Genomic DNA, 26,985 nt, shown 5'->3' with positions numbered 1-26,985 from the left:
TTGGTCGGCAAGGGATCTAATTCGGCTATCACTGCAGGCATAGGAGCTTGCTGGGTAGAACCCAACAGCAAAGGTGAAGAGAAGAGATATAGATATTCGAAGTGTCATGTCCACCTCCCTGTGTGTTGGTAGCCTCATTGAGGCCGCATGTTAAGCGTAGCGGCAGGAAATCCTAGTACCAGTCGAGTCAAGGCTATTGGAACTGTAGAGGATATTGGTAGGTGATTTGTGGATTGCTTATCTAGTTGATTTAAAAGAGTCGTTCCAAAACAATGTCGATTGTTTATTCCTGATAGCTATATGCCATTAAGCGGTTAAAAAGTAATGATCCATGGGAAAGGTGAAATTGAGACCCCACGCAACGGGCCGCCCCATGATGGATGTCAAGCGTTGGAGGTCACCAAGGATGAATCTTGTGCTAAAATTCTCGCAATCTTTTGCCTGTAACTAAAATCAAATTTTTAATGTTTTAAGTCATTCCTGTAACCGAGATACATAAATAAAAGACATACATGAGATTCTAAAAATTTCCAAATTTTTCAAATTCCTGCGCGAACTATTCAACTCCACTCTGCTCATTGTTAGGCTCTGTATGAAAAGCCTTGAGACGAAGGTCAGGCAAGGCGAAAACAGCCGAGGAACGGTCGGGGTCGCGCTCGACGTTTACGGGATGTAAATGAGCATTCCCACCGGGCTCGCGCACGAGGCTGTTTTCAACGCAGCATCACCGAGTATCAAGGCCTTTCATACAGAGCCTAGAAACGGACTTCCAGAGTACCCACCATGCCACGTACCGCAGCCGAATCACTCGATCTCTATTACAAGCACCGTTATCTGCTGATGAATCCGCTGTGCCGGATCATCACCGGCAATGCCGGGCTACGCAGTTTTTTCGAGCGGCACGAAAAAGACCCTGGCGATGACACGGCCTCGGAAAAGGTGCGACAGGTCCTGATCGACAACAACCTGTTCGGCAACGAAAAGGCCCGCGCGCTGCTGGGGGAATACGCAGACGTCAGGGCCGCGTTTACCCGCAACGCAAACGAGCAGATGGACGCGTTCGTCAAGACCATCCAGCAAGACCCCGAACACGCGAACTTCGCGCCCTCTGAAGCGCTGCACAAGGCATTGCTGGCCGGTATCGACAATGACCTCTACGCCACCCTGCTCGAGTACTGGGTCGACATCGAAAACGTCAAGACCGCCTTGGGCAACCGGCCCCAGCCGGTGCTGTCGCAGGATGGCAGCTATCATCCCGCCTACCTCATGCGCGGCGACTCGCAAAGCATGATCGAGTACCTGAACAGGGTTGTACCCGACTTTCGCAACGACGTTGCCGCTCGCACGGCGGTGACCATGAACACCCACTGGGTGACCAATCAGCCCTTCTCCACCAGCAGCGGCGACGCGCTGGCCTCGCTGGCCGGACGCTCGATGATCTGGCTGATCCGTGTCGACCCGCAGACCACCAAGGGCCGCTCCGGCGGGCTGTACGTGGGCGAGGACGAGGTGCTCCTGCCGCACGATGTGAAGCTGGCGTTCAAGGGCATGATCGGGATCAGTTCGAGCGATGACATCGCCAACGTGGATATCTCGCAGTTCGCTGACAGCGCCGGGTTGAGAGACAAGATGGGAGCGATCTACAGCGCCGAAGGCAATAACCTCGGCGGCAAGAAGGTCTGTTTCCTGGTCAGCGAAGAAGAGTAGAACGCCGTGACACGGGGGAGCCTTGCGCTCCCCCGTGACCAGTCAGAAGTCCCAGCGGGTGGTGACCATGACGTTGCGCGGGTCGCCGTAGGACACTGAGCTGTAGAAGCCGACGTTGGTGTAGTAGGTCTTGTCGAACACGTTGTTGAGGTTGACCGTGGCCGACAGGTTGTCGGTGATTTTGTAGCGGGCCATCAGGTCGACCAGCCAGAAGTCGTCCTGGGTGAATTTCTCCTGAACGCCTTTGGCGCGATTGGTCAGTATTTGCCAGGACTGGCCCTGCCAGCGCGCACCACCACCAACGGTCAGACGCTCCAGCGGGCCTTGCAATTTGTAGGTGGTGTAGAGATTGAACTGGTCCTGCGGCTCCCAGGTGGACACTTTGTCGCCATGCTGGTCACGCACGACTTTGTGGGTGTAGCCGCCCATCAGGTTCCAGCCGGTAGCCAGTTCGCCGCTCATTTCCGCTTCGACGCCCTTGGTGGTCGCGGTGATGCCGTAGTAGGCGTCGTAGAGGTTCGGCAGGGTCGGGTTGGCGTTGTAGTCGCTGTCCGATTCCGGGCGGTTTTTCTCGTGGACTTCGAAGTACGCCAGGCTGGCATTCAGGCGACCGTCGAAGAATTCGCCCTTGATGCCCAGCTCGTAGTTCTGGCCTTCGTCAGGCTCGAGCATCTTGTTGGTGCGGTCGCGGTAGTCGGTCTGCGGCAGGAAGATGTCGGTGTAGCTGGCGTATAGCGACAGCTCATCGTTGAGGTCGTAGGTGACGCCGACATAAGGCACGAGGCGCCCGGTTTCGCGGGTGTCACTGGTGCCGGTGATCTTGTAGTTGGCCAGCCGCGCGCCCAGTAGCAGGTGCAACTCGTCAGTGAGGCTGAAGCGCGAGGTCAGGTAGCCACCGGTCTGCCAGGTGGTCTGGTCGGTGCGGTAGCTGATATCGCCCCAGCCCGGTTCGAGGCCGCTGCCGCCATCCCAGTTCCAGAAGTCGTAGGAATTGCTGTCGCGGTAGGTCGCGGTCCAGTAGTCCTTGCCCTTCCAGTGCGCCTTGGACGCGGCCGCGCCGACCACCAGTTGGTGCTCGCGGCCGAACAGCGAGAACGGCCCGCTGAAGTAGACGTCTGCCGAGTCGGTGGTGGTTTCGCCGGTGTACTTGTTGCCGTAGATCGAGGTCACGCCGGTGATGGCGTTGGGTCGACCCTGGATCGAGCCGAGCGGCGCGTAATAGCCGTTGATCTGGTGGTGCACTTGCGCCTTGCCGACCCATTCGTTGGCGAAGCTGTGTTCCAGGGTGGCGAACACGGTACGGGTGTATTGCTCCCAGCGGCTCCATTCGGCGCCGTTGTTGAACGAGCGCGAGGTGCTGACGCGGTTGCCCTGGCTGTCGTAGATCGGCACGCTGCCGGACCAGCTCGAGCCTTTCGGGTCGTTGTCCTGGTAGTCGGCACCGACGCTCAGCAAGGTGTCCGGGTCGAGGTCGAATTCGAGGATGCCGTAGTAGACGCTGGTCTTGCGCTCGTAGTGGTCGATGAACGAGTGCTTGTCTTGGTAGGCCGCCACGGCGCGACCGCGCACGTTGCCGGATTCGCTGAGCGGGCCGCTGACATCCACCTCGGAGCGGTAGTTGTCCCAACTGCCAGCGCCCAGTTCGACATGGCCCTTGAAGTCCGCGGTCGGCTTCTTGCGCACCAGGTTGATGGTGCCGCCGGGGGCGCCCGCGCCGGTGAGCAGGCCGGTGGCGCCCTTGAGCACTTCGACCCGGTCGTAGATCGCGGTGTCACTCAGTGTCTGCCCCGCCGAGTAGGCTGCGGTGCGGGTGGTGGGGATACCGTCGTATTGGAAGTTCTGGATCGAGAAGCCGCGGGCGTAATAGTTGCTGCGGTCGGAGTCATAGGAAGCAACGGTGATGCCCGGTGTGTGGCGCATCACGTCGTCGATGGAATTGAGGCCGAAATCATCCATGTGCTGGCGGGTCACCACGGTGATCGACTGCGGCGTTTCCCGCGGCGTCAGCACCAGCCGCGTGGCGGTGGCGATGGTGCCCGGGGTGTAGGAGCCGCTGTCTTCGGTGATGGTGCCAAGCTGGTTGGAAACGACGTTGGTGGCGCCCAATTCCATGACGCTGCCGCTGACCGGCACGGCTTCAATCTGGAAACCGTCCGCGCTGGCCCGGGCCATCAGGCCGCTGCCCTTGAGCACCTGGGCAAAGCCTTCGGCGACGGTGAAGCGACCGTGAACACCCGGGCTGACCAGCCCCGCCACCTGCTGCGAGCTGACCGAAATCGGCGCGCCGGCGGCCTGGGCATAGCGGCCCAGCACCTCGCCGAGCGGGCCACCGGCGATATCGAACGCCAGGACCTGCTGCTGGGCGAAGGTCAATACGGGGGCGACAAGGGCAATGCCGCCGAGGGCCAGCCGCAGGCTGAGGCACAGACGGCTGGGACGCAGGGACAGCGCGCGCAACGATGAAGCCATGGTTTCGGTTCTCCTGAGTGTGTTGGCCCAGGGGAGGACGGGCGAAAATCGAAAACGCGAAGCGGAATTGCAAATTATTTGCGTTCTTCTTCATCCAGTGGTGTCACCCGGGTCAGCCACGGCGTGTAATGCGCCACCCGCAGCGGCAAAGTGCGCTCCAGCAGGCGCAAGGCGCGGTCGCTGTCGTCGGTCGGCAACATCACCGTGACCCGCATACCGGCCAGCGCCTCGCGGTCGAACGACAACAGTCCCGAACGATGCCGCGCCAGACGCTCCAGCACATCGCTCAACGGCTGGTCGGTGACCAGCAACTGATGGTGATTCCAGGCGCCCTCCTGCGCCGCGACATCCACCCGCCGCACTGCGCCGATGCCGTTGGCGTCCACCCGCACCTGCTCGCCCGCGTTCAGCACCAGGGTGCCGACAGGGCTTTCGATCCGCGTGGACGATTCGAGCATGGTCACCCATGTGGCGTCGTCGCGCCGCTCGACGATAAACCGCGTGCCCAGCGCGCGAATGCTGCCTTGCGGCGTATCGACATAGAACGGTCGCTGCGCATCCTTGGCCACCTGCACGCGCAGTTCGCCCCGCAGCAGATGGATGCGCCGCTCCTGCGCGTCGAAGCGCCAGTCCACCGCCGAATCGCCATTGAGACTGAGGTCGCTGCCGTCGACCAGGCGCTGCTCGGTCCAAGTGCCACGGGCTGTGCTCAGGTCTGCCAGCAGGTAGCCGCGCTGCCAGTGCTGATACCCCAGCAACCCCGAGCCGATCAGCAAGCCTGCCAACGCCAGCGCCTTGATCGCCTGCGCACGCGGACGGCCCTGGTGCGCCCGTCGCAAGGCGGCGCGGGCCGGTTGCCGCGGCAGTTCGGCAAGGGGTGTGAGATGGCCCTGCAAACGGGCGACTGCGGCGGCATGTTGGGGGTCGGCGGCCAGCCAGGCGTGGTACGCCTGGCGCGTGGCGGCGTCGGTCTGATTATCGAGGCGCACCAGCCATTCGGCGGCCTGACGCAATACGGAAGCGGAAACGGCGACGCTCATCAAGCCTCCTGGGCGACGAGGTCGCAGATCAACAGGGCTTCCACCAGATCCTTCTGCACCGTTCTGATCGACACGCCGGTCTGGCGGGCAATCTGCTCCTGGCCCAGTCCTTCCAGATGGCGCAACACAAAGGTCTGGCGCACCCGCGGATGCATGCGCGCCAGCGCCCGGTCGATGCCTTCCAGCACCTGGATCGCCTGGAGAATCTGCTCCGGCGACGGCGCTTGCTCCAAGTACGACGCGCAGCGCTCCAGCTCCTCGCGGTAGGCCTGCTCCAGGCGCTGGCGCCGGCCGTTATCGATCAGCAGACGGCGCGCCACCGTGGCCAGAAAGGCCCGCGGTTCGCGCGGCGCGACATAGGCGCCGGCGGTGAGCACACGGATGAAGGTGTCCTGCGCCAGGTCGGCGGCGTTATGCGGGCACTGCGTCCGCCGCCGCAGCCAGCCCAGCAACCATCCGTGGTATCCCTGGTACAACGCGTCGAGGGTGTCGCTCCGGGGAGGCTGGCTGGAGTCCATGGCACAATTCGCACAAATGAGAATTATTCATATTAATGCTGGCCATTGAAATGCCGCAAGTGCCATTACGTTGTGGCCGACTTCTGGCGCGTCGCCTGCCAGCAGATCAACGACCCCACCGTCACCAGCAACGCGCCCTGCCAGAACTGCCCGCTCAGGTGCGCGCCCAGCCAGATCGAGGCGAACGCCGAGGACAGCACCGGGGAAAAATACGACGCGGTCGCCAGCAGCGTCAGGTTGCCGCGCAGGATGCCCAGGTTCCACAGCGCGTAGCCGCCAGCCATGGCCACGCCCGCGGCCAGCAACTCCAGACTGTTGCTCGCGGTGAACGCCGGCAACGACGCCTCGCTCAAGGCGAACTTGATCCACAGCAGGCCGGCGGTGAGGAAGAAAAACAGCACTACCAGATTCTGCCCATTGGCATAGCGACGAGTGACGTTGCAGTACAGCGCGAAGGTGACCGCGCAGCTCAACGCCAGGCCGTAACTCAGCGGGTTGGACTGTACGTTGGCGATGATCTGGGCCAGCGAAAAACCATCGCCACTGACCACCCAGAGAATCCCCGACAACGCCAGCGCCGTGCCCGGCACGATCAGCCAGCGGGCGCGCTGGCCGTTCATGAAGATCGCCAGCAGCACCGTGAGGCAGGGCCAGAAGTAATTGAGCACCATCAATTCGATGGCCTGCTGCGCGTCATTGGCGAAGCCCAACGCCAGCGAAAGGCAGATTTCATAGGCGACGAACAACGCGCTTCCGCTCAGCAAATAAACCCGGGGTACCGAGCGCAGCCGCGGTCGCCCGAGCAACGCCAGAAGTATCAACGTACCCAGCGTGTAGATCAGCGCCGCGCCGCCGAGCGCGCCGAAGATTTCGCTGATGCTCCTGATCAAGCCGGACGCCGTGCTCCACAGCAGGATCGCCAGCAAACCACACGCCGTTGCCGCCCGCGTTCCGCTGATTGTCATGCTTGCTCCACGCCAAAAGGCGTCGAGTCTAACGGAAACCTCGCACAAGATCGGTTAAAAAACCGCACAGGCAAAGCAACCAACAAGCGGCACGGCGGTCTGGATAAAAATGATGGCACTTGAACCTGCCATCCAACACAGCGACGTTTCAGCCGGTGCCATCACTGGTACGGGGGCGCGCAAAAATTCAGGGTACCGGCCAGGCCGGTCGATGGCAGGAAGAGGAACTGTCCAGTGGCAAATACACCTACACGAGTCGATGACTCTTCGACTGCAGATATCTCCCGTCACCCCAAGGACATCTTTTTCGCGGCGGTGGAAACCACGCGAATGCCGATGATCGTCACCAACCCCAACGCCGCAGACAACCCGATCATCTTCGCCAACGCGGCCTTTCTCGACATGACCGGCTATGACCCCAAGGACATCGTCGGCAAGAACTGCCGGTTCCTCCAGGGCCCGGACACCGACCCCGATGTCGTGACCTCGATCCGCGACGCGATCAAGGGCCGCTACGACTTCGCCACCGAGATCCTCAACTACCGCAAGGACGGCAGCACCTTCTGGAACGCGCTGTTCATCTCGCCGATCTTCAATGAAAAAGGCGAGCTGATTTACTTCTTCGCCTCGCAACTGGATGTCAGTCGGCGCCGGGATGCCGAGGATGCCCTGCGCCAGTCGCAGAAAATGGAAGCGCTGGGCCAGCTCACCGGCGGTATCGCCCACGACTTCAACAACCTGCTGCAAGTCATGAGCGGCTACATCGACCTGATCCGCACCGCCGCGGAAAAGCCCGCGCCGGACATGGACCGGATCCGCCGCAGCACCTTTCACGCCCGCTCCGCCGTCGACAAGGCCAGCACGCTGACCAAGCAACTGCTGGCGTTCTCGCGCAAGCAGAAACTGCAAGGCCGGGTGCTCAACCTCAATCAACTGGTGGAAACCGTCCAGCCGCTGGTGACCCGGACCTTCGGCGACGGCGTGCAGGTCGTATACGACCTCGAACACTCATTGAAAAACTGCCGGATCGACCCGACCCAGGCCGAGGTGGCGCTGCTCAACGTGTTCATCAACGCGCGCGACGCGCTGATCGGGCGCAAGGAACCGCGGGTGTTCATCGAAACCCGCAATGTGCTGGTCCGCGACCTGGCCGTCGCGTCCTACGACGGTCTGCTGCCGGGGAGCTACGTGAGCCTGTCGATCACCGACAACGGCATCGGCATGCCCGCCAGCATCCGCGACCGGGTGATGGACCCGTTCTTCACCACCAAGGAAGAAGGCAAGGGCTCGGGCCTCGGGCTGTCGATGGTCTACGGCTTCGCCAAACAATCCGGCGGCGCCGCGCGGATCTACACCGAGGAAGGCTCCGGCACCACCCTGCGCCTGTATTTCCCGGTGGACAGCGGCACCGTGCTGCCGGTGGAACGACGGCTGACCTCGGAAGCGAAGAACGGCCATGAGACCGTGCTGATTGTCGAAGACCGGCCGGACGTGGCGGAGCTGGCGAAGATGGTGCTTGAGGATTACGGCTACTGCGCCGAGATCGTGCTGAATGCCCGCGAAGCGCTGAAGTGCTACGAAGCCGGCGAGCGTTTCGACCTGCTCTTCACCGACCTGATCATGCCGGGCGGCATGAACGGCGTGATGCTCGCCCGCGAAATCCGCCGCCGCCACCCCGCCACCAAGGTGCTGCTGACCACCGGGTATGCCGAAAGCTCCATCGAGCGCACCGACATTGGCGGTTCGGAGTTCGACGTCATCTCCAAGCCCTACCTGCCCCACGACCTGGCGCGCAAGGTGCGGCAGATTCTGGATTCGCCGGGAGGGATTGCTTGAGGGTTGTTTAGCGCCTTCACGTTCGGCGCATCGCGAGCAAGCTCGCTCCTACACCTAACGCGGCCCCTGTAGGAGCGAGCTTGCTCGCGATACGCCGTCAATCGGCCCCCCTACAAAACCCCCATCAAGGTCCACAACCTCCTCGCCTCGGCATCGGAACTGATCAACTCCCCCAGCAATTCCCGCAGCGGCTTGTTCCCCCACTCCACTCCCCGGCGAATCAGGTACGGCACCGGGCTGTGGGGTTCGGTGCGGGCCAGGTAGTCGGCGATCACCAGCAGTTGCCGATAGGCTTCATCACGGGTACGGGGTTCGTTGGACGGTAGGCGGGTTTCAGTGACGGGGGCATCCATCGTCGGTGGGCTCTCCGGTTGTGGCTCGGGGGTTTCGACAGGAACAACCTGCGGCGGATGCAGGGCGACGAATTCTTTAAGCAGGGTTTCCAGCGTCTGCAGGACCGTGCGCAATTGCGCGAAAGCCGGCGCGGAATCGCCCAGGTGACGGTCGCACCAGCCATCGAGCAGCAGCAGTTGCGCCTGTCCGTTCTGCACCGCCAGCAGCCCTTGCTGCCACCAGCTCAGGGGCGTGAGGCGCACCTGCTCGCTGATTTTCTTCTGCAACGCATGGGCCGCCTCGGCGGCGACCTTGGCCGGTTTGCTGTCGTTGACCTGGACCTGGCGAAGCTTCATCTGTTGCCAGTCTTGCAGGCTGAAGCGTTCGACATCGCCCGGCGTCTGCGGCAGCAGTTGCAGGCGCGACAACAGCACCTCTTTGTAGCGCGTCGCCACCCATTCCAGTGGCGCGGCACGCCAGTCCACGTCACCGTTCTCGACCAGCGGATGCACCTCGTCGGGGTAGCGCTCGCACAGCCCGCCCAGCAACGCCAGGGCATTGACCACGCCGGCCATGCCTTCGCGGTGCAACCAGGCTTCGCCGAGCCAGGCGGCGACCATCAGGTCTTTGCTGCGCTCACGCAACACCTGGGTGGCCTGCCGCTCAAGGCCGGCCCAATCGGCGCGCTTGACCTCGTTGGTGGACCAGACGCCGGTGGGTAACGTGGTGTCTTCTTCTCGGCGCATTTCTCGCATCACGGCGAAGACCGCGTCATAGGTCAGGCTGGGGCCACACGGCGACTCGGCGGAAATCGGTTCGAGCAACTGGCCGACCCGCTGGGAAAAGCCGGGTGAGGTCATGGGTAATCTCCTGTATCAGCCACCGAACGCGGCGCGTAGCCGAACGGTGAAAGCGGTGCCTGGACCGGCAACGGGTGAATGGACAACGGCGCCTTGCCGCCCTGGCTCATCAGCGACAGGCGCAGGAACATCAGGGTCTGGTTCTCTTCCTCAGGCTGAGCGTGCACCGGCACTTCCAGGCTCAGCGGGAACTCGGTGTAGTCGACGTTCGGCTGGCGCAGCATGGAGCTGTGGGCGCTGATCAGGCGCAGCAGCGCCCAAGGGCCCTGGTACTGCCATTCGGCTTCCAGGCCGCTGACATGCAGTTGCTGTTGCGAAGGATCGTTGACCGGTCGCTGGGTGCCGTCTCGCGCCCAACGCAGGCGCAGGCTTAACGGCTGGCCAACGCTCCAGTGCAGCACTTGATCCTCGCCAGGGTGGACGATCTCGCGATTACCCGCGCCCAGCGCCCAGGTGATGACCTGATCGGCGCCGCGCTCGCTGTCGCGGTCGGTGCGCCAGCGCACTTCCATGTCGATCCCGGACAGCCCGGCGTTATCCCGCACCAGCATGGCGCCGAGCCACGGCCGCGCCCGCGCCACGCGGTCGAGGAACTCGCTGGCGGCGGCGCGATCGCGGGAAGCCAACAGGCCGAGGCCATCGCGGGCCTGGGGCAAGCGGTTGTCGATCAGGGTCAGGAAGTACTGCACCCGCGCCGGGTCGGCGTCCGGTGCGCGCTGATCGGTAGCGAACGGGAAACGCCCGGCCAGGTACTGGTTGAAGTAGCCGGCCAGCTCGTTCCAGGCACTGGACACCGCCTGGCGCTGCAAAAACTGGCAGCGCTGCAAAGCGTTCTGCTGCAGGTTGATCCAGCGCTGGGTCAGTTGCCCGGTGGCATGCGGCGCATTGGCCGAGAGCAGGATTTTCAGGCAACTGCTCTGGTCCATGTCGTTGAAGTCGCGAACGATCAATTGGGTGATCAACGCGGGCGAACTGGACGGGTTCTGCGCCTTGTACTTGGTCATCTCCTCGCCCAGCGAATGAAAGCGCGTGACCAGTTCCGACTCGCTCAGGTTGAGGTTGGGCAACTGGGTCATCAGCCATTCCAGCGCCGGCGCCGCCTGCTCGGTAATCACCGTGATGACGCCGAACTGCTGGTCGAGGCTGCTCTTCAGGTCTTGCGCATCGACCGCGCGGAACAGTCGCAGACCGAAGTCCTTCGTGCCGTCCCACTGGTTGATGTCGGCCCGATCACGGAACACCGGCTGCTGGAACACTTCCTCGATGGCTTGCGCCACATCGGCCAGCGCGCTCTGGTTCAGCGCGGTCTGCAAGCCGCCGGCCAGCTCCGGTCGCTGCAACTGCATCAGCGCACGGTGTACCGCCACGGCCTGGTCGGTGCGGACCTGGAACGACGGCAGGCTTTCCAGTTCGCTCAGCGGGGTCTGCCGGTTGAGGCTCAGCCACATGGCATCGGCGGCGGTGTTTTCGGCGGTCTTGAGCAAGGCGTTGCGGTACACCGGCGGGATGCCCGCCATCGACTCATGGGCGTATGTCTTGTAGCTCTCGTAGTAACTCTGGGCCAGGCGCAGGCCTTCGCTGTCGACATGGTTCAACTGATCGCTGTCGCCCGTTCCGTCCTCACGCAGGGCACGGGCAACGAAGTCGCGCTTGAGCAGCAGGTTGATCGCGCTGTGCAGGTGGATGATGCGTTCCTGCAAGGCCAGTTGCCCGGTGGTGGTCTGCACCATCAGGCTTTTGCTCGACGCGCCCTGCGCCACCCACTGCTCCTTGAAATGGAACTGCATCTGCTCGGCGCGACGCTCGATTTCCTCGGCCACCGCCGGGCCCAGCACCTTGCTCTGGCGCACTTGCGCGAGCAGATCGCTGTAGCCGGCGACCAGGTCCTGGCCCTTGCCGCGGCTCCAGTTGGAGTTGGTCAGGTCGATGGAGGCTTGCAGATCCTCGATCAGCGCGTCCATGTGCTCCAGTTCCTTGAGGGTCTGCGGCGCACCGGCCTCCAGGCGGTCAAGGTAGAGCTTGAGGTAACCGGCCGAGCTGATGAAGCCGTCGGTGCGGAAGTAATGGCCCAGCCAGCTTTCCATCAACTGGTTGAAGTTGGCGGTGATGGTGCTGCGGTGCAGCGACAGGTCCAGCGGCTTGAGCGGCGAAATGCCCTGCGCCACCAGCAGACGGTTGTAGAACCCTTCGCGCGGCAGGGTTCCGGCATTCAGGTTGAGGTCCAGGGTCTGATTGCTCAGCGGGATCAACTGGTCGAGCGGGGTTTTCGGATTGGCCAGGGCCTGGGTGTAGAGGCTGGCGGCCTGCTCCAGGCGGTTGACCTTCTGCACCAGTTCGCGGGCCTTGAGGTAGCTCGGCCATTGCGCCGGATCGCCGTCCTGCGCCGAACTGCGGCGACTGTTGTCGTTGATCGCCAGGACATCGTTCAGGTCAGCCTGCAACAGGTCGTGGATCGGCTGACGCATATGACTCATGGATGTGTGCTGCAACACCTGGTCCAGACGGTCATCCAGCGAGGAGAACCATGAGGTCGGATACGCCAGCGAGGTGAAATGCCAGCGCGGTGCGCGCTCCAGCACAGTCCAGAAGGCCTGCACGTTGTGCCGGGTCAGTTCCTTGCGGTGGCTGTCGTCGCCGACGGCAACGTAGTCGTTCTGCGCGTTCTGCAACAGCCGCGACAACTCGCCGGCATCGCGTACCGAGTCGTTCCAGACCCAGGCCATCGCCAGCACCCAGACCAGCCCCACTACCGCCGCACCGATCGCGACGACCCGCTGCCAACGCTGGCGCAATTGCAGCAGCCGCGGGATCGGTTGGGCCAGGCCGCGCTCGGCGTTGATCCGTTGCTGCCAGAGGCCATGGGCGAAGACGTTTTCCTGCAGCGGCTGATCCAGCGCGGTCAACGCCTCGGCATTGCCCTGGAACGCCTGGGCCCCGGTGAAGTACAGCCCGCGCAGAACCGGTGCCTCGCCGTGGGTATTGCCCTGGAACACCGGCCACAACAGCATCTGCAGGTTGCGGCGCAGGCCATCGATGCGCTGCGGCAGCGCGTCGAGGTCATCGTGCAATTCACCGGACAGGGTGCCCATCTGGATGATCGCCTCGGACAGCGCCTGGCTGACCTGCTGCATGGCGTCTTCAGTCCACTGCGACTGCCAGGTCGCATCGGCGGCATACGGCGACGACCAGCCCAGCATCTGCCGACGGGTTTCTTCCGGCAGGGCATTGGCCAGTTCCTGGAAGCCCGGCACGGCCTCCATGCCGGTGATCACCACATACACCGGCAGGCTCATGCCCAGCCGGTGCAGCAGGTCGATGAAGCGGCGCCGAGCGTCCAGGCCCAGGGTCGCGGCGCGGTCGGCATCCAGCAGGTCGGCGGCGGCGACAGTCCAGATCACGCCGTCCAGCGGCCGACGCGAACGCAGCCGCAGCAACAGGCCGAGCAGGGTCCACCAGCCACCGACCTGCTTCATGCCCTCGCCGGGCAAGAACACCGATTGCGGCACCACCAGCACCGCGCCGGACGGATCGGACCACCAGCGCCCGAACCAGGCCGGCTTGTCGATGGCATTGAGGTTCCAGCTCGCGCACAACTGCGCGCCCTGCACCTCGTCACCGAGCATCAGCATCCACGGTGCCTGATAGCGCCCGCCGACGCCCTGATCGTGCTCCATCTGGCGCACGGCAAAATAGAAGCTGCGCACGGCGGCGCCATTGCGGTTGCGCAGCCAGACCACCAGCAGTACCAGAAGCAGCAGGATGACGACGATGCCGATCACCCAACCCAGCGTCGACAGGCTCATGAAGTTGGCTCCTGGACCTGGAAGGGTGTTGCCAGGTGCAGCACCGGCGACAGCTCGTCGCCGATATCACGCCAGAACAGATGGCCGACACCGATCAGCAACAGGGTGATGCCCAGCACCAGCAGGCCAAGACGCAGGCCATCGGGCATCGACTCGCGCACCGGCAACTGCTGCGGCACCACACTGGCCGGCTCGGCCAGCAAGGCACTGACGTTGGCGTAATCCGGATCACGCTGGCGGGTCAGGTTGAACAGCGCATGCCGCCATTTGGCATGCAGCGCTTCGCCGCCGGGGCCGCGCAGGCGGCCGTGGAAACCGAGGATCAGACACAGCAGGTAAACGTTGCCGAGGTCGCGGCTGGTGGGGGCTTGTTCGTCGAGCAGGCGCTTGATTTCCACCGGCACGCGGTCACCCGCCTGGCGGCTCGAATACAGACGCAGCTCCAGCGGCCGCTCCTGCCACTCGGGCTGGCCCGGCCAGTCGGCGAACAGCAGGGTTTCGTCCACCAGCGCGACAAAGGCGTAGACCATCGCCTTGATCTGCAAAGGCGCCGAGTCGCCGACGCTGGCGAACGCGGTGCGCCACAGGCGGCGGGTCGCGGAGGTGGACAGCTCGACCACCTGTTCGAGCAATTGCCCGGTGTCTTCGGCGCGCTTGTCCAGCTCGTTCCAGGCTGCCAACCACTCCTGCCACGCCTCGCGAAAGGCGTTGGTCAGCGGAGCGTCCTGCACGCCGCGAAAGCGCGATACGGCAATCCCTTCTGGCATAGGTGTCCTTACCGTGTCAGGCGACTTCTTCGTGGTTGTCGTCAATCAACAAAACAATCTGCCAGGGCTTGAAGGTTTCCCCATTCCCCGGCGAAACGATCTGCAACGGCAATTGCGGGTTGAACCAGTGCTCGCCCGTATCGATCTCGAACAGCCGGGTCTCGCTACCCACGCCACTGGCGGCCTGCCGGGCCAGGTCCAGGGCGCTGTGCTTGAGGCCCGGTCGACGCTGGCGAGCGAGGTCAGCGACATTGCCGGCCGAGGCGATGATGGTCCGCCCCAGCCACAGCGAAGCGTCTGGCTCGGGTGCTCCGGGTGGCATGCGCAGGCCGACCAGCAACGGACGGGAGGGATCGAAAGACGGCAACTGGATCTCGTAGACGTTGCCCCTCTGTTCGAACGGCACGCTGCGCAGCCCTTCGCGGACTTTCTTCAGACTGCGTTCCAGCCAGTCGAGGACTTCGTCATAGCCGCGGTACAGGTCAAGAAACTCCAGCGGAGAAAACGCCGGCACGCCGTTGACCGGATCCAGCGCCGCCCAACTTCCGGCCATGCCCAACAGCAGGCCGTGCAGCGCCTGGGGTGTGGCGATGCCGCTGTAGAGCGCGCCCTCGACTTCTGGCAATCGCGCCCACAGCGCCGCCGACTGGCTGCGCAATACCCGGGCGCGGGCGGGGTCGCCTTCGAGCTCGACGCCCTGCAGGCGCACGCCGATCGACCCGCACTTTTCCCGCACCATGGCGCACAACTTCAGCACCCGCTGCCCCAGCACAGATTGCGGCGTAACCCGCGGGCTCGGCGCGACGAAGTCGGGCAAGGCCTTGTACACGCCGTTTTCCTTGCGCACGCGGATCAGCGGCAGGCACACGCTGTCGGCCTTGTCGCGGTCGGTGACCAGGCGCGGCGCGGGCTTCCAGACGGTGACGCGTTCATCGTCCAGGCCGCTGTCGAGATTGGGCACCGGCTCGCTCAGTTCCGACTGCCAACGCCCCTCCATCGCGCGCAGGCGCTGGCCTTGCCAGAGCGGGTTGAACGCCAGGTAGACAGTGACGGTGGAGGTCTCGGAATCCTTCACCGGCTTGGCCAGGTCCAGCTCAAGCTGGGTTTCCTGCGCCGCGCCGAGGCTGACCGGCATGCCGTCGGGCATGGTCGCCTCCAGGCTCAGCAGGCGCAGTTTGCCGGCCACCAGCGCGGCGGGGTCGTGTTCGAAATGCGCTACGCCCCAATACCAGGGGTTGGCAGCCAGTGCCAGGTGGGCCGCCATGGCCTCGGCCCGCAGCCCTTGCAACTGAAAATGCTGGGGCAGCAATTGCATGCCTTCGTACCAGCAGACCACATCAGGTCGCACGCTCATAAAGTCCCTTCACATCCTGTATCTGGCGTATGGCCAAGCGCGGCGGCGGCCGCGGTCAGCGTGTGTTCTGGTCGAGCAGGGTCATTTCACGGCTGTCGAATTTCAAGCGGATGCTGCGCTGGTCTTCAAGGCGCAAGCGATGGGCGCCCGGACTTTGATAATTGGCAAATACCAGAAGTCCAACCGACGGCTTTCCATCAAGCGGGAAAGTTGACGATTCAATCAACTGTCCAGGCACTAGCTCCATGCCCCAAACATGCAAGTACTGACGAAAGTCGCGCTGATATTGTTCACGCGTGGCAAACCATTGTTTTGCTGTCAGCCCGGACAACTTTCCAAGCAGGTCAACATCGTTGGCGGCCACGAAATCCACGGCGATCGGCGAATCATCGTTTGCGCGCAAAGCAACATCCAGGGTGACGCCATCGACACTAACCTTGGATCCAAACAATGAACATCCGGCCATTGCCGAGGCTGTCAAAAGTACCGCCAAAATCTTGATGGATATGAACTTTTTAAGACGCATGATGATCCAAGAAAAGTTTTATTTGCATTTCGGCATGCCTGTTATAGCATCCATGCCAATTCGCCACCATGACGAATTGAGGTGATTGCGGAAAACAGGAACCTCGACAAGAGCGTGTCCACGCCGCGGTCTAGCAAGGGATTGCGATCAGTGGGAAACCGTTGCATTGCGCCCGCCTTCTGCATCGGAGTCAGCCACTATGGTAGAAAGTATTCAGCACAAGCTGGACAGGGTCCGTCCGCCTCGCGTGCAGATCACCTATGACGTAGAAACCGGTAACGCCATCGAGAAAAAGGAATTGCCTCTGGTGGTTGGTGTTCTTGCCGATCTGTCGGGTGCCACGCAGAACCCGGCCAAGCTCAACGAGCGCCGCTTCGTCGACATCGACAGCGATAACTTCGACAAAGTCGTCGAATCCATCGCCCCCAGCGTCACCGTCAACGTCAAGAACACCCTCAACAAAGAAGGCAATCCCCTCAGCGCGAAGCTCAGCTTCAGCAAGATCGAGGACTTCGACCCCGTCAACGTGGTGAAGAAAGTCGAGCCGCTCAAGGTGCTGTTCGAAGCCCGTGAGCGCCTGCGCGACCTGCTGACCAAGCTCGACGGCAACGACAAGCTCGACGAACTGCTCAAGGAAGTGCTCAAGAGCACCGAAGCAGACCTGGAAGCGATCAAGGCCGCCCGCTCCGGCACCACCGCCAGCACTGGCGAAGTCAAGAAAGACGAGACGCCGCCCGGGACAAAAGACGATGACGTAGTGCCTGGCGAGAACACCGAGACCAAGACCGAGTAATCGGTCCAGCCCCTCCTGACTCGCACGCCTGATCACACCCCTCTGCTCCCGGAGACACCACCATGCCCGCGTCAAGCACCGAGAATCAAAGCGAAGGCAGCACCCAGACCCTCACCCTGCTGGAAAAGATCATCAAGGAAGGCCAGATCGTTCATGACGACAGTCAGAAGGTCTATGCCCAGGACATGATCGCCGAGTTCGCCAGCCAGGTTCTGGAAAAGGCCCTCGCCGCCAGCCAGGGTCAAGACACTGACACCCGTGCCCTGATCAACAACCGCATCAGCCAGATCGACAAGCTGATCAGCGACCAGCTCAACGAAATCCTCCACGACGAAGCCTTCCAGAAGCTCGAAGCGTCCTGGCGCGGCCTGCACATGCTGGTGAGCAACACCGAAACCGGCACCCGTCTGAAACTGCGCCTGCTCAACGTCTCGCAGAACGAGCTGAGCAAGGACCTGACCCGCGCCGTCGACTTCGACCAGACCGTCCTGTTCAAGAAGATCTACGAAGAGGAATACGGCACCTTCGGTGGCTACCCGTTCAGCGCCCTGGTTGGCGACTACTACTTCGGCCGTCACCCGCAGGACATCGCCCTGCTGACCAAGCTCTCCGAAGTCGCCGCGGCCGCTCACGCGCCATTCATTGCCGCCGCCAGCCCGCTGCTGTTCGACATGAAGCAGTTCAACGACCTGTCGGTTCCCAAGGACCTGGCCAAAGTCTTCGAAAGCCTGGAGCTGGGCCCATGGCGTGACTTCCGCGCCACCGAGGACTCGCGCTACGTGTCCCTGGTGTTGCCGCGCTTCCTCCTGCGCCTGCCTTACGGCAAGGACACCCTGCCGGTCGACGGCATGGACTTCAACGAAGACGTCGCCGGCGCCGACGGCAAGAAATACCTCTGGGGCAACGCCGCCTGGGCCCTGGCCCAACGCCTCACCGACGCCTATGCCAAATACGGCTGGGGCGCGGCGATCCGTGGCGCTGAAAGTGGCGGTGCGGTAACCAACCTGCCGCAGCACACCTTCAAGACCGCCTCCGGCGACCTGACCTTGAAGTGCCCGACCGAAATCGCCATCACCGACCGCCGCGAGAAAGAGCTGAACGACCTCGGCTTCATCTCCCTGTGCCACAAGAAAAACACCGGCACTGCCGTGTTCTTCGGCGGCCAGACCACCAACAAGCCACGCGCCTACAACACCAACGAGGCCAACGCCAACGCGCGCGTCTCGAGCATGTTGCCGTACGTGCTGGCGTCGTCGCGCTTCGCTCATTACCTCAAGGTAATCATGCGCGACAAGGTCGGCAGCTTCATGACCCGCGACAACGTACAGACCTACCTGAACAACTGGATCGCCGACTACGTGCTGATCAACGATAACGCCCCTCAGGAAATCAAGGCCCAGTACCCGTTGCGCGAAGCCCGTGTGGATGTTTCCGAAGTGCCTGGCAAGCCAGGCGCCTACCGTGCCACCGTGTTCCTGCGTCCGCACTTCCAGCTGGAAGAACTGACCGCTTCGATCCGCCTGGTCGCGACCCTGCCGCCTTCGGCAGCCGCCTGACCGTGACTCCCGCGGGTTCGCCCGCGGGAGCCGCTCCCCCTCTTTCATTCCAAATTTCTAGCAGCAGGAGCTTTACGCGATGGATGCGATCATTCTGGACCTGGGCGACGACATCAAAGGTGACAGCCAGCTCGAAGGCTTCACGGACAAGATCGAAATCATGTCCTACAGCCACAACGTCTCCATGCAGGTCACCAACGACGTCAGCAACACCGAGCGGACCTCGGGCAAGCCTCACGTGGGCGAGTTCACCCTGACCAAGTTCGTCGACACGTCCACCCCCAACCTGAACCTGTACTGCGCCTCCGGCAAGGCGATTGCCCAGGCCAAGATCACCATCGGCCGTAACGCCGCCGAAGGCAGCGGGCAGATTCTCCCGTTCATCGTCTACACCCTCGACAACGTGGTGTTCTCCAACGTCAGCGTCAGCGGCGGTACCGGTGGCAAGCCGGTGGAAACCATTTCCCTGAACTTCACCAAGATCAAGTGGGAACTGACCACGCAGAAATACGACGGCGTCAAGGAAGGCACGGCCGCCACCACCTGGGACATGAAACTCAACAAGGCGGGCAGCTAAGTCGCGGTAGTCGATCATGTCCTCCACGGGCAACCGCCCGCTGCTGTTTGAACGCCTGGCCGGGGCCGGCGACGATGCGCCGCAACTGGACCGTCACGCCCTGGCCACGTCGGTCCGCGAAGAACTGCTGCGCCTGCTCAACAGCCGGCGCGCCGGCCCGTCGCGGACCTCGCCGCCAACGGTGCTGGACTACGGCCTCGGCGACTGGAGCGGTCTGCAGGCGAGCAACCCCGACGACCGTCGGCGCATCGCCCGGGAAATCCGTGCCGCGATCACGCACTTCGAACCGCGCCTGCAACTGGGCGAGGTGGACGTGCGGCTGGTGGCCGGGCAACCCCGCAGCCTGAGCATCCTGCTCAGCGGACTGCTGCGCCAGGGCGGCCAGCAATGGCCGGTGGCGTTCGTGGTGGACAAGACCGACACGGGTCTGGAGGTCAGCCATGAGCGACTCGATTGACCCGCTGCTACTGGATTATTACCAACGTGAACTGACCTGGCTGCGCAACGCTGGCAGCGCCTTCGCCAACCGCTACCCCAAGGTGGCGCGGCGTCTGGAGCTGTCGCCGGGAGAAAGTCAGGACCCGCATGTCGAACGCCTGCTGGAAGGCTTCGCCCTGCTCTCGGCGCGCCTGCAACGGCGCCTCGACGACGACTACGCCGAATTCAGCGACGCCCTGCTCGAACAACTCTACCCGCTGGCCCTGCGGCCCCTGCCCTCCTGCACCATCGTGCGGATCGAACCCGCCGAGGGCAAAGGCAACCTGGACAGCGGCTACACCCTGGCGCGGGACACCTCGCTGTTCGTCACCACCACCCGCGGCGAAAGCATCTATTTCCGCACCGGCGCCGAGGTGACGTTGTGGCCGTTGAAAATCACCGATGCGGTGCTGCTCGACGGCGACGAAGCCCGCAAGCTGACCGGCCAGTACAACGCCGGTTCCGCCCTGCGCCTGCGCATCGACTATCAAGGCAAGGCGGCCTTCAACGCACTGGATGTGCGCCAGTTGCGCCTGCACCTGAACGCCTCGCCGATGGTCAACGCCACCTTGTATGACCTGCTCGGTGCCCACACCATCGGCGTGTTCAACAGCGCCCCCGGCGAACGCCCGCAACGCCTGAAGCGCGCGGACAAGCAGGCCCGCCTGCCCGAGGTGGTCGGTTTCGCCGACGACCAGGCCCTGCTGCCCGAGGAAGACGGCGTGCACCCGGGCTTGCGCTTGCTCACCGAGTATTTCGCGTTCCCGGAGAAATTCCACTTCTTCGATGTGCCGCTCGACCCGTCCCGCATCGACGGCAACAGCCTTGACCTGTACCTGGTGTTCGACCGCCCGACACCGCCGCACCTGCACCTGCAGGCCAGCGATATCGCCCTGGGCTGCGTGCCGGCGATCAACCTGTTCCGCCGCACCTCCGAGCCGCTGCGCCCGGATGGCAAGAACAGCGAGTACCGTCTGGTCGCCGATGCCCACCGCGAAAACAGCGTGGAAATCCACAGCATCCGCGGCATGCGCACCCTGTCCGCCGATGGCGTGGTGCGGCCGGTGGCGCCGTACTACGGCAGCCAGCACAGCAGCAACGCGCAGATGTACTGGCATGCGCGGCGCATCAATGGCCTGACGCCGAACCGGATCGGCAGCGACATACTGGTCAGCCTGGTCGATCCCGGCTTCAATCCGCGTAGCCAAAGCTGGGACTTCAGCCTCAGCGCCGACCTGCTGTGCACCAACCGGCACCTGGCGCAGAGCCTGGCTGCCGGCACCGTGCTGGCGTTCGAGCGCCCCGGCGCGCCGGCCACTGCCCGCCTGGTCAACCCGCCCAGCTCGCAAGGCGTGCCGAACCTTGACGGCCAGTCGCGCTGGCGGCTGGTGTCGCAACTGACCCTCAATCACCTGTCGCTGGTCGAAGGCGAACACGCGCTGGATGCCCTGCGCGAGATGCTGACCCTGCACAACCTGCGCAACGAAGCCAGCGCCGGGCGGCAGATCGACGGGCTGAAAAGCCTGGCCTGCGAACGTATCGTCGGGCATGTCGGCAAGGACGCCTGGCGCGGCTGGCGCAAGGGCCTGGAAGTGCGGATTCAATTGGACCCGGCGCACTTCGCCGGGCACAGCACCGTGCTGTTTTCCGCGGTACTGGCGCAATTCTTCTCGCTGTACGCCACGGCCAACCGCTTTATCACCACCGTGTTGGTCGATGCCGACGATGCCACCAAGGAGATCAAGACATGGAGCCCGCAAGCCGGCATGCCGCTGTGCCTCTGAGCGAGACGTTGCGCGCACGACCCGAAGGCTTCGAGTTGCTTCAGGCCTTGTTGATCCTCGAACACGAGAACCAGAAGGCGACCTCGCTGGGCCGCGGCAGCGTGCCGCAAAACGAAGCGGTGCGCCTGCGCGGCCCGCTGACGCCGGTGTTTCCCGCCAGCCAGATCGAAAAGATCAGCCACGACGCCCATGATCCGCGGCCGATCCTCAGCACGCCGATCTTCGGCCTTGGCGGCCCCGACGGTCCGCTGCCCTACGCCTTCCAGGAGTGGCTGCAACAGCGGGCGCTGGAGCGCGACCACGCGCCGGCGGAATTTCTCGACCTGTTCCAGCACCGCCTGCTCAGCCTGCTCTACCGCACCCTGCGCAAGCACCGGGTCGCCCTCGGCTTCGCCGAAGCCCGCGATACCCCGGTGCAACAGCAACTGCGCGCGCTGGCCGGGTTGCTGCCGGCCGGCCTGCAGGATCGCCAGAAACTGCCCGACGCCGCGCTGCTGGCGCGCACCGCGCTGATCACCGGCGGGCGGCGCTCGCTGGCCGGTTTCGCCTCGATCGTCCGCCATCATTTCAACCTGCCGCTGCGTGTCGAAGGCCATGACGGCGCCTGGTGCGACATCCCGCCGGCGAGTCGCAGCGTGCTCAAACGTGGCGGGCGCAACCTGCAACTGGGGCGCACGGCGATCGCCGGCAAACGCATGTGGGACGAGCACGCCGGCATCCGCCTGCACATCGGCCCGCTCAGCGCCGAACAGGCCAAACCGCTGCTGCCCGGTGGCGACACCCACCACCAACTGGCCGATCTTGCCGCCCTGTATTTCGGCCCCGATCTAGACTGCGCATTGACGCTGTTGATCGACGGCGCCCGGCCGATGTTCCTCATGAACGACAACCGTCCGCGGCTGAACTGGAACAACGGGTTGCAGCGCAAGAGCGACCCGACCCGCCGTCAGGTATTCAATACCCGGCTACAACAGCCGGCAGAGGTGTGAACATGGAGCTCGGCAGCCTGATCGGTTGGTTGAACAGCGACACCCACAATGCACTGGAGCGCGCCGCGCAGCGTTGCCTGCAACGCGGTCATCACTTCATCGAGATCGAGCATTTCCTGCTGGAACTGCTGGAGATTCCTGGCGGCGACCTGGCCTGTCTGCTGCCGCCGCTGAAGGTCGAGCGCGACGCCCTGGGCGAACAGATCAACCGCGCCCTGGAGCTGTTCAAGTCCGGCAATACCCGCACGCCGTCGCTCTCGGCGCAGACCGTCAACCTGCTCAAGGACGCCGTCCTGCAAGCCGGCGTGCGCGAAGAACAGAGCATCCGCTCGGGTCTGTTGCTGCTGGTGCTGCTGGAGCGCGAGGAGTACCGCAGCCTGCTGCTCAACAGCGCCGCGCCGCTGCTGGCCATCCCGCTGGATACCCTGCGCGGCAAGTTCCAGGAATGGACCGCCGCCTCCCGCGAACAGCCCGCCGCCAATGCCCCGACCAAACGCGGCAAGGCCGCGGCGAAAAACACCGAAGACCCGGTGCTGGAGCAGTACACCCAGGACCTCACCGCCGACGCCCGGGCCGGGCGCATCGACCCGATCATCGGCCGCGAAGGCGAGATCCGCCAATGCATCGACATCCTTCTGCGGCGGCGGCAGAACAACCCGATCCTGGTCGGCGCACCCGGCGTCGGCAAGACCGCGCTGGTGGAAGGCCTCGCCCTGCGCATCGCCGCCGGCGACGTGCCCCCTGCCCTGCAAGACGTCTGCCTGCGGGTTCTCGACCTCGGCCTGTTGCAGGCCGGCGCCGGGGTCAAGGGCGAGTTCGAACAGCGCCTCAAAGGCGTGATCGAGGCGGTACGCAACGCGCCCATGCCGACCATCATGTTCATCGACGAAGCCCACACCCTGATCGGCGCCGGCGGTGCCGAAGGCGGCAGCGACGCGGCCAACCTGCTCAAGCCGGCCCTGGCCCGGGGCGAACTGCGCACCCTGGCCGCCACCACCTGGCAGGAATACAAGAAGTACTTCGAGAAAGACCCGGCCCTGGCCCGCCGCTTCCAACTGGTCCAGGTCGAAGAACCCAGCGAAGCCACCTGCGTGCAGATGCTGCGCGGCATCGCCAGCAAACTGGAACAGCACCATGGCGTGCTGGTGCTCGACGCCGCGATCCAGGACGCGGTCAAGCTCTCCCATCGCTACATCTCCGGGCGACAACTGCCGGACAAGGCCATCAGCATCCTCGACACCGCTTGCGCCCGGGTCGCCCTCGGCCAGCACGACGTGCCGCCGCCGCTGGAAAACCTGCGCCATCGCCAGCACAGCCTCAACGAAGAAGTGGAACGCCTGCGCCGCGAACAAGCCACCGGCCAGGACCACCGCGACCGCATCACCCGCCTGGAATCCGAACTGACGGTAAACCAGCAGGCCATGCGCGAGCTGGAAACCCGCTGGAGCGAAGAGCGCGAGGCCGTCCGCGAACTGCTCGATACCCGCCGCGAACTGCTCGCCCTGAGCGAGCGCGCCGACGCCGACACGGCCAAGCGCGACCCCGAGACCGACAGCCGCATCGACCACCTCGCCGCCGAGTTGCTGCGCCTGGAAGCCGGGCTGGACGCCATTCGCCAGGACGACCCGCTGGTGCCGGAGCAGGTCGATTCGAAGATCGTCGCCGCGGTGATCGCCGGCTGGACCGGCATCCCGGTGGGCAAGATGCTCGCCGACGAAGCCCATGCCGTGCGCACCCTCGGCCAGCGCATGGGCCAGCGAGTGATGGGCCAGAAAACCGCCCTCGACACCATCGCCCAGCGCCTGCAGGCCTACCGCGCCGGGCTGACCGACCCGCAGAAACCGGTGGGCGTGTTCCTCCTGCCCGGCCCGACCGGCGTCGGCAAGACCGAGACCGCCTACGCCCTCGCCGACGCGCTGTACGGTGGCGAGCGCAACCTGATCAGCATCAACCTCTCCGAATACCAGGAAGCCCACACCGTCAGCCAGCTCAAGGGCGCACCGCCCGGCTACGTCGGCTACGGCAGCGGCGGCGTGCTCACTGAAGCGGTGCGGCGCAAGCCCTATTCGGTGGTGCTGCTGGACGAGATCGAAAAGGCCCACCCGGACGTGCTCGAAGCCTTCTACAACGTCTTCGACAAAGGCGTGATGGAAGACGGCAGCGGCCTGATCGTCGACTTCAAGAACACCGTGATGCTCGCCACCAGCAACGTCGGCGCCGAACTGATCCTCGACACGGCCAAGGCCGAGCTGGACGGCGAGGTCTTCAACGAGCGCCTGCACAAGGTCTTGCTCAAGGCGTTCCGCCCGGCATTCCTCGCGCGCATGACCGTGGTGCCCTATCACCCGCTGGATGAACTGACCTTGGAAGGTATCGTCCTGGCCAAGCTGGAGAAACTCCGCGAGCGCTACAAGGCCGCCACCGGCAAGCAGTTCGACTTCGACCGCGGCATCGTCAAGGCGGTGCTCGCCCAGTGCAGCGGCGCCGGCGCGCGGGACATCGAAAACGTGCTGATGAAGCAGGTCACGGGGAAACTCGCGGAATGGGCGCTGGAGTGAGCAAGACTTCTGCCCTCGCCAGCCTGTAAAGTCCGCCAAGGCCATTGATTGTTCGAGACCCCAGATGCCCCGCGCCACCGACAGCAACACCAGCCTTTCCCTCACCGCCAGCGCCCTCAGCGACCTCTATCCGGAGTCGCTCAGTGGCGGTGAGATGCTCAACGGCCTGGGGCTGCAGGTGCTGCGTGGGTACGCCGACAGCACCCTGACCCTGACCGACGCGGTCGCCAGCCACCTCACCGCCACCCTGCACAACGACAGCAAACTGCGCCCGCTGGACGGCCTGATCGCCGAGGTCCACCAGTTGCCCGCCGACGCCAGTGCCGAGCGCTACCAGGTGGTGCTGCGGCCGTGGCTGTGGTGGCTGAACCTGGCGAGCAACAACCGGGTGTTCCAGAACCTGTCCACCTCCGACATCGTCACCAGCCTGTTCGACGCCCATGGTTTCAGCGACTACAAGCTGTCCCTTACGGGCAGCTACACGCCGCGGGAATACTGCGTGCAATACGGCGAAAGCGACTTCGCCTTCGTCTGCCGCCTGCTCGAAGAAGAAGGGATTTTCTGGTTCTTCACCCATGAAGACGGCATTCACACCCTGGTGCTGGCCGACAACAACGAAGCCTTCCCGGCCCTGCCCAACGGCGCGGCGGTGAGCTACCTCGGCCAGGGCATGGGCGGCCGCGAACTGCATGGCATCCGCTCCGGGCAACTGGTGCTGCAGGCGGTGGCCGGGGTCTATTCGGCCAGCGACTACGCCTTCACCACCCCGACCACCTCGCTGTACAGCAAGGCCGAGGCCAAGACCGGGCCGCGCACGGCGTATGAGCATCCCGGCGGCTACATCGAGAAATCCCGTGGCGATGCGCTGACCAAGCAGCGCGTCGACGGCCTGCGCACCCAGGAAAAGCGCTTTGTCGGCGATAGCGATTGCCGCTGGCTGGTGCCCGGTCATTACTTCACCCTCAGCGGCCATGACGACGCCAGTCTGAACATCGATTGGGTGGTCACCTCGGTGACCCACGACGTCAGCCACGACAGCTACCGCAACCGCTTCGAAGCGATCCCCAAGGCCACCACCTACCGCCCGCAGCGGGTCACGCCGAAACCGCGCATGCACACCCAGACCGCCACGGTGGTCGGCAAATCCGGCGAGGAAATCTGGACCGACGAATATGGCCGGATCAAGATCCAGTTCCCCTGGGACCGCGACGGCAAGAACAACGAAACCAGCTCCTGCTGGGTCCGCGTGGTACTGCCCTGGACCGGCAAGAGCTTCGGCATGCAGTTCGTGCCGCGGGTCGGCCAGGAAGTGATCGTCACCTTCATCGACGGCGACCCCGACCGGCCACTGGTCAGCGGCTGCGTCTACAACGGCGACAACTCGGTGCCCTGGACCCTGCCCGACAACCAGACCCAGTCGGGGATCAAGACCAACTCCTCCAAGGGCGGCGGCGGCTTCAATGCCCTGCGCTTCGAAGACAAGAAGGACGCCGAGGAAGTCTTCCTGCAGGCGCAGAAAGACTTCAACACCAACGTCCTCAACGACGCCACCGTAACCATCGGCCACGACGAAACCCAGACCGTCCAGAACGCCCGCACCCGCACGGTCAAGGAAGGCGACGAAACCATCACCCTGGAAAAGGGCAAGCGCACGGTCGAAATCCAGACCGGCAGCGACAGCCTCGACGTCAAGGACACCCGCACCGTGACCGTCGGCGGCGACCAGACCCACAAGACCGGCGGTAACTTCACCGAGAAGATTACCGGCGACTACGCCCTGACCATCGACGGCGACCTGACCATCAAGGTGACCGGCAAGATCACCCTGCAGAGCGGCGCCAGCTTCACCGTCAAGAGCGGCGCGGACCTTGCCGTGCAGGCCAGCACCTCCATCGCGCAGAAGGCCGGCACCTCGTTCGCCAACCAGGCCGGCACCTCGCTGGAGAACAAGGCCGGCACCACCATGACCAACGATGCCGGCATCAGCCTGACCAACAAGGGCGGCGCCGAACAGACCGTGGATGGCGGCGGCATGCTGACCATCAAGGGCGGCCTGGTGAAGGTCAATTGAAG

General features: G+C 64.0%; 19 protein-coding genes. 10 read left to right on the top strand and 9 right to left on the bottom strand.

Features of this window, described 5'->3' with window-relative positions; translation table 11 throughout:
* Nucleotides 1-783 precede the first annotated feature (783 nt).
* Nucleotides 784-1,707 carry an ADP-ribosyltransferase gene (locus tag NTD82_RS28305; RefSeq protein WP_262131115.1) on the top strand — a complete coding sequence of 308 codons (924 nt, stop codon included), beginning with the start codon at nt 784-786 and terminating at the stop codon, nt 1,705-1,707.
* A gap of 42 nt (nt 1,708-1,749) precedes the next feature.
* Here NTD82_RS28305 and NTD82_RS28300 read toward each other — a convergent pair whose 3' ends face one another.
* The 4 genes from NTD82_RS28300 to yddG form a co-directional block, all read right to left on the bottom strand.
* On the bottom strand, nt 1,750-4,176 hold the full coding sequence (locus NTD82_RS28300) for a TonB-dependent siderophore receptor (protein WP_262131114.1): 2,427 nt from the start codon (nt 4,174-4,176) through the stop codon (nt 1,750-1,752).
* A gap of 74 nt (nt 4,177-4,250) precedes the next feature.
* Nucleotides 4,251-5,216: a FecR family protein gene (locus NTD82_RS28295; protein WP_262131113.1), complete on the bottom strand. Its 966-nt coding sequence runs from the start codon at nt 5,214-5,216 to the stop codon at nt 4,251-4,253.
* On the bottom strand, nt 5,216-5,734 hold the full coding sequence (locus NTD82_RS28290; protein WP_262131112.1) for a sigma-70 family RNA polymerase sigma factor: 519 nt from the start codon (nt 5,732-5,734) through the stop codon (nt 5,216-5,218). Before NTD82_RS28290 ends, NTD82_RS28295 begins: the two co-directional genes overlap by 1 nt.
* A 65-nt stretch (nt 5,735-5,799) precedes the next feature.
* Nucleotides 5,800-6,699 (bottom strand): aromatic amino acid DMT transporter YddG, encoded by a 900-nt coding sequence (gene yddG / locus NTD82_RS28285; RefSeq protein ID WP_262131111.1) that lies wholly within the window; start codon nt 6,697-6,699, stop codon nt 5,800-5,802.
* 234 nt (nt 6,700-6,933) lie between these two features.
* On the opposite strand from yddG, the gene NTD82_RS28280 reads away from it, so the two are divergent.
* Nucleotides 6,934-8,535, top strand: a complete 1,602-nt coding sequence (locus tag NTD82_RS28280) for a histidine kinase famiy protein (RefSeq protein WP_095155227.1) — start codon at nt 6,934-6,936, stop codon at nt 8,533-8,535.
* A gap of 110 nt (nt 8,536-8,645) precedes the next feature.
* Here the strand turns inward: NTD82_RS28280 and tssA are convergent, their stop codons facing one another.
* Genes tssA through NTD82_RS28255 form a run of 5 tightly spaced genes read right to left on the bottom strand, consistent with a single transcriptional unit; the run spans nt 8,646 to nt 16,178 of the window.
* On the bottom strand, nt 8,646-9,728 hold the full coding sequence (tssA, locus tag NTD82_RS28275; protein WP_262131110.1) for a type VI secretion system protein TssA: 1,083 nt from the start codon (nt 9,726-9,728) through the stop codon (nt 8,646-8,648).
* On the bottom strand, nt 9,725-13,531 hold the full coding sequence (locus NTD82_RS28270; RefSeq protein WP_262131109.1) for a type VI secretion system protein: 3,807 nt from the start codon (nt 13,529-13,531) through the stop codon (nt 9,725-9,727). The genes tssA and NTD82_RS28270 overlap by 4 nt, the downstream gene beginning before the upstream one ends.
* A complete protein-coding gene (locus NTD82_RS28265) occupies nt 13,528-14,298 on the bottom strand; it encodes a DotU family type IV/VI secretion system protein (RefSeq protein WP_262131108.1) in 771 nt (256 codons plus the stop codon). The genes NTD82_RS28270 and NTD82_RS28265 overlap by 4 nt, the downstream gene beginning before the upstream one ends.
* Nucleotides 14,299-14,314: 16 nt before the next feature.
* Nucleotides 14,315-15,652, bottom strand: coding sequence for a type VI secretion system baseplate subunit TssK (tssK, locus tag NTD82_RS28260; protein WP_262131107.1), 1,338 nt, complete (start codon nt 15,650-15,652; stop codon nt 14,315-14,317).
* Between the two features lie 55 nt (nt 15,653-15,707).
* A complete protein-coding gene (locus tag NTD82_RS28255; RefSeq protein WP_095155232.1) occupies nt 15,708-16,178 on the bottom strand; it encodes a type VI secretion protein in 471 nt (156 codons plus the stop codon).
* Nucleotides 16,179-16,377: 199 nt separating this feature from the next.
* Between NTD82_RS28255 and tssB the strand changes: the two genes are divergently transcribed.
* The 8 genes from tssB to tssI all read left to right on the top strand — a co-directional run bounded on the left by tssB (nt 16,378) and on the right by tssI (nt 26,983).
* On the top strand, nt 16,378-16,971 hold the full coding sequence (gene tssB / locus NTD82_RS28250) for a type VI secretion system contractile sheath small subunit (RefSeq protein WP_095155233.1): 594 nt from the start codon (nt 16,378-16,380) through the stop codon (nt 16,969-16,971).
* 62 nt (nt 16,972-17,033) lie between these two features.
* Nucleotides 17,034-18,527: a type VI secretion system contractile sheath large subunit gene (gene tssC / locus NTD82_RS28245; RefSeq protein ID WP_095155234.1), complete on the top strand. Its 1,494-nt coding sequence runs from the start codon at nt 17,034-17,036 to the stop codon at nt 18,525-18,527.
* Nucleotides 18,528-18,606: 79 nt separating this feature from the next.
* Nucleotides 18,607-19,104 (top strand): Hcp family type VI secretion system effector, encoded by a 498-nt coding sequence (locus NTD82_RS28240; protein ID WP_262131106.1) that lies wholly within the window; start codon nt 18,607-18,609, stop codon nt 19,102-19,104.
* Between the two features lie 16 nt (nt 19,105-19,120).
* The gene (gene tssE, locus NTD82_RS28235; protein ID WP_262131105.1) at nt 19,121-19,561 is read left to right on the top strand and encodes a type VI secretion system baseplate subunit TssE; all 441 of its coding nucleotides are present in this window, start codon (nt 19,121-19,123) and stop codon (nt 19,559-19,561) included.
* A complete protein-coding gene (tssF, locus tag NTD82_RS28230; protein WP_262131104.1) occupies nt 19,545-21,365 on the top strand; it encodes a type VI secretion system baseplate subunit TssF in 1,821 nt (606 codons plus the stop codon). Before tssE ends, tssF begins: the two co-directional genes overlap by 17 nt.
* Nucleotides 21,329-22,354, top strand: coding sequence for a type VI secretion system baseplate subunit TssG (gene tssG, locus NTD82_RS28225; protein WP_262131103.1), 1,026 nt, complete (start codon nt 21,329-21,331; stop codon nt 22,352-22,354). Before tssF ends, tssG begins: the two co-directional genes overlap by 37 nt.
* Before the next feature lie 2 nt (nt 22,355-22,356).
* The gene (gene tssH, locus NTD82_RS28220; protein ID WP_262131102.1) at nt 22,357-24,912 is read left to right on the top strand and encodes a type VI secretion system ATPase TssH; all 2,556 of its coding nucleotides are present in this window, start codon (nt 22,357-22,359) and stop codon (nt 24,910-24,912) included.
* Between the two features lie 64 nt (nt 24,913-24,976).
* Nucleotides 24,977-26,983: a type VI secretion system tip protein VgrG gene (gene tssI / locus NTD82_RS28215; RefSeq protein ID WP_262131101.1), complete on the top strand. Its 2,007-nt coding sequence runs from the start codon at nt 24,977-24,979 to the stop codon at nt 26,981-26,983.
* Nucleotides 26,984-26,985: the final 2 nt, after the last annotated feature.

The organism is Pseudomonas sp. 5P_5.1_Bac1, assembly GCF_025466015.1.
GTDB lineage: Bacteria > Pseudomonadota > Gammaproteobacteria > Pseudomonadales > Pseudomonadaceae > Aquipseudomonas.
Note: the sequence above shows the minus strand (reverse complement) of the source record. Positions and strands in the feature narration are given on the sequence as shown.

Excerpts from the sequence above, each read along its gene's own strand:
- NTD82_RS28305 (WP_262131115.1), top strand. The coding sequence starts at position 784 with ATGCCACGTACCGCAGCCGAATCACTCGATCTCTATTACAAGCACCGT.
- tssF (WP_262131104.1), top strand. The coding sequence starts at position 19,545 with ATGAGCGACTCGATTGACCCGCTGCTACTGGATTATTACCAACGTGAA.
- yddG (WP_262131111.1), bottom strand. The coding sequence starts at position 6,699 with ATGACAATCAGCGGAACGCGGGCGGCAACGGCGTGTGGTTTGCTGGCG.
- NTD82_RS28295 (WP_262131113.1), bottom strand. The coding sequence starts at position 5,216 with ATGAGCGTCGCCGTTTCCGCTTCCGTATTGCGTCAGGCCGCCGAATGG.
- NTD82_RS28240 (WP_262131106.1), top strand. The coding sequence starts at position 18,607 with ATGGATGCGATCATTCTGGACCTGGGCGACGACATCAAAGGTGACAGC.
- tssC (WP_095155234.1), top strand. The coding sequence starts at position 17,034 with ATGCCCGCGTCAAGCACCGAGAATCAAAGCGAAGGCAGCACCCAGACC.
- tssB (WP_095155233.1), top strand. The coding sequence starts at position 16,378 with ATGGTAGAAAGTATTCAGCACAAGCTGGACAGGGTCCGTCCGCCTCGC.
- tssE (WP_262131105.1), top strand. The coding sequence starts at position 19,121 with ATGTCCTCCACGGGCAACCGCCCGCTGCTGTTTGAACGCCTGGCCGGG.
- tssG (WP_262131103.1), top strand. The coding sequence starts at position 21,329 with ATGGAGCCCGCAAGCCGGCATGCCGCTGTGCCTCTGAGCGAGACGTTG.
- tssH (WP_262131102.1), top strand. The coding sequence starts at position 22,357 with ATGGAGCTCGGCAGCCTGATCGGTTGGTTGAACAGCGACACCCACAAT.
- tssI (WP_262131101.1), top strand. The coding sequence starts at position 24,977 with ATGCCCCGCGCCACCGACAGCAACACCAGCCTTTCCCTCACCGCCAGC.
- NTD82_RS28290 (WP_262131112.1), bottom strand. The coding sequence starts at position 5,734 with ATGGACTCCAGCCAGCCTCCCCGGAGCGACACCCTCGACGCGTTGTAC.
- tssA (WP_262131110.1), bottom strand. The coding sequence starts at position 9,728 with ATGACCTCACCCGGCTTTTCCCAGCGGGTCGGCCAGTTGCTCGAACCG.
- NTD82_RS28255 (WP_095155232.1), bottom strand. The coding sequence starts at position 16,178 with ATGCGTCTTAAAAAGTTCATATCCATCAAGATTTTGGCGGTACTTTTG.
- NTD82_RS28300 (WP_262131114.1), bottom strand. The coding sequence starts at position 4,176 with ATGGCTTCATCGTTGCGCGCGCTGTCCCTGCGTCCCAGCCGTCTGTGC.
- tssK (WP_262131107.1), bottom strand. The coding sequence starts at position 15,652 with ATGAGCGTGCGACCTGATGTGGTCTGCTGGTACGAAGGCATGCAATTG.
- NTD82_RS28270 (WP_262131109.1), bottom strand. The coding sequence starts at position 13,531 with ATGAGCCTGTCGACGCTGGGTTGGGTGATCGGCATCGTCGTCATCCTG.
- NTD82_RS28265 (WP_262131108.1), bottom strand. The coding sequence starts at position 14,298 with ATGCCAGAAGGGATTGCCGTATCGCGCTTTCGCGGCGTGCAGGACGCT.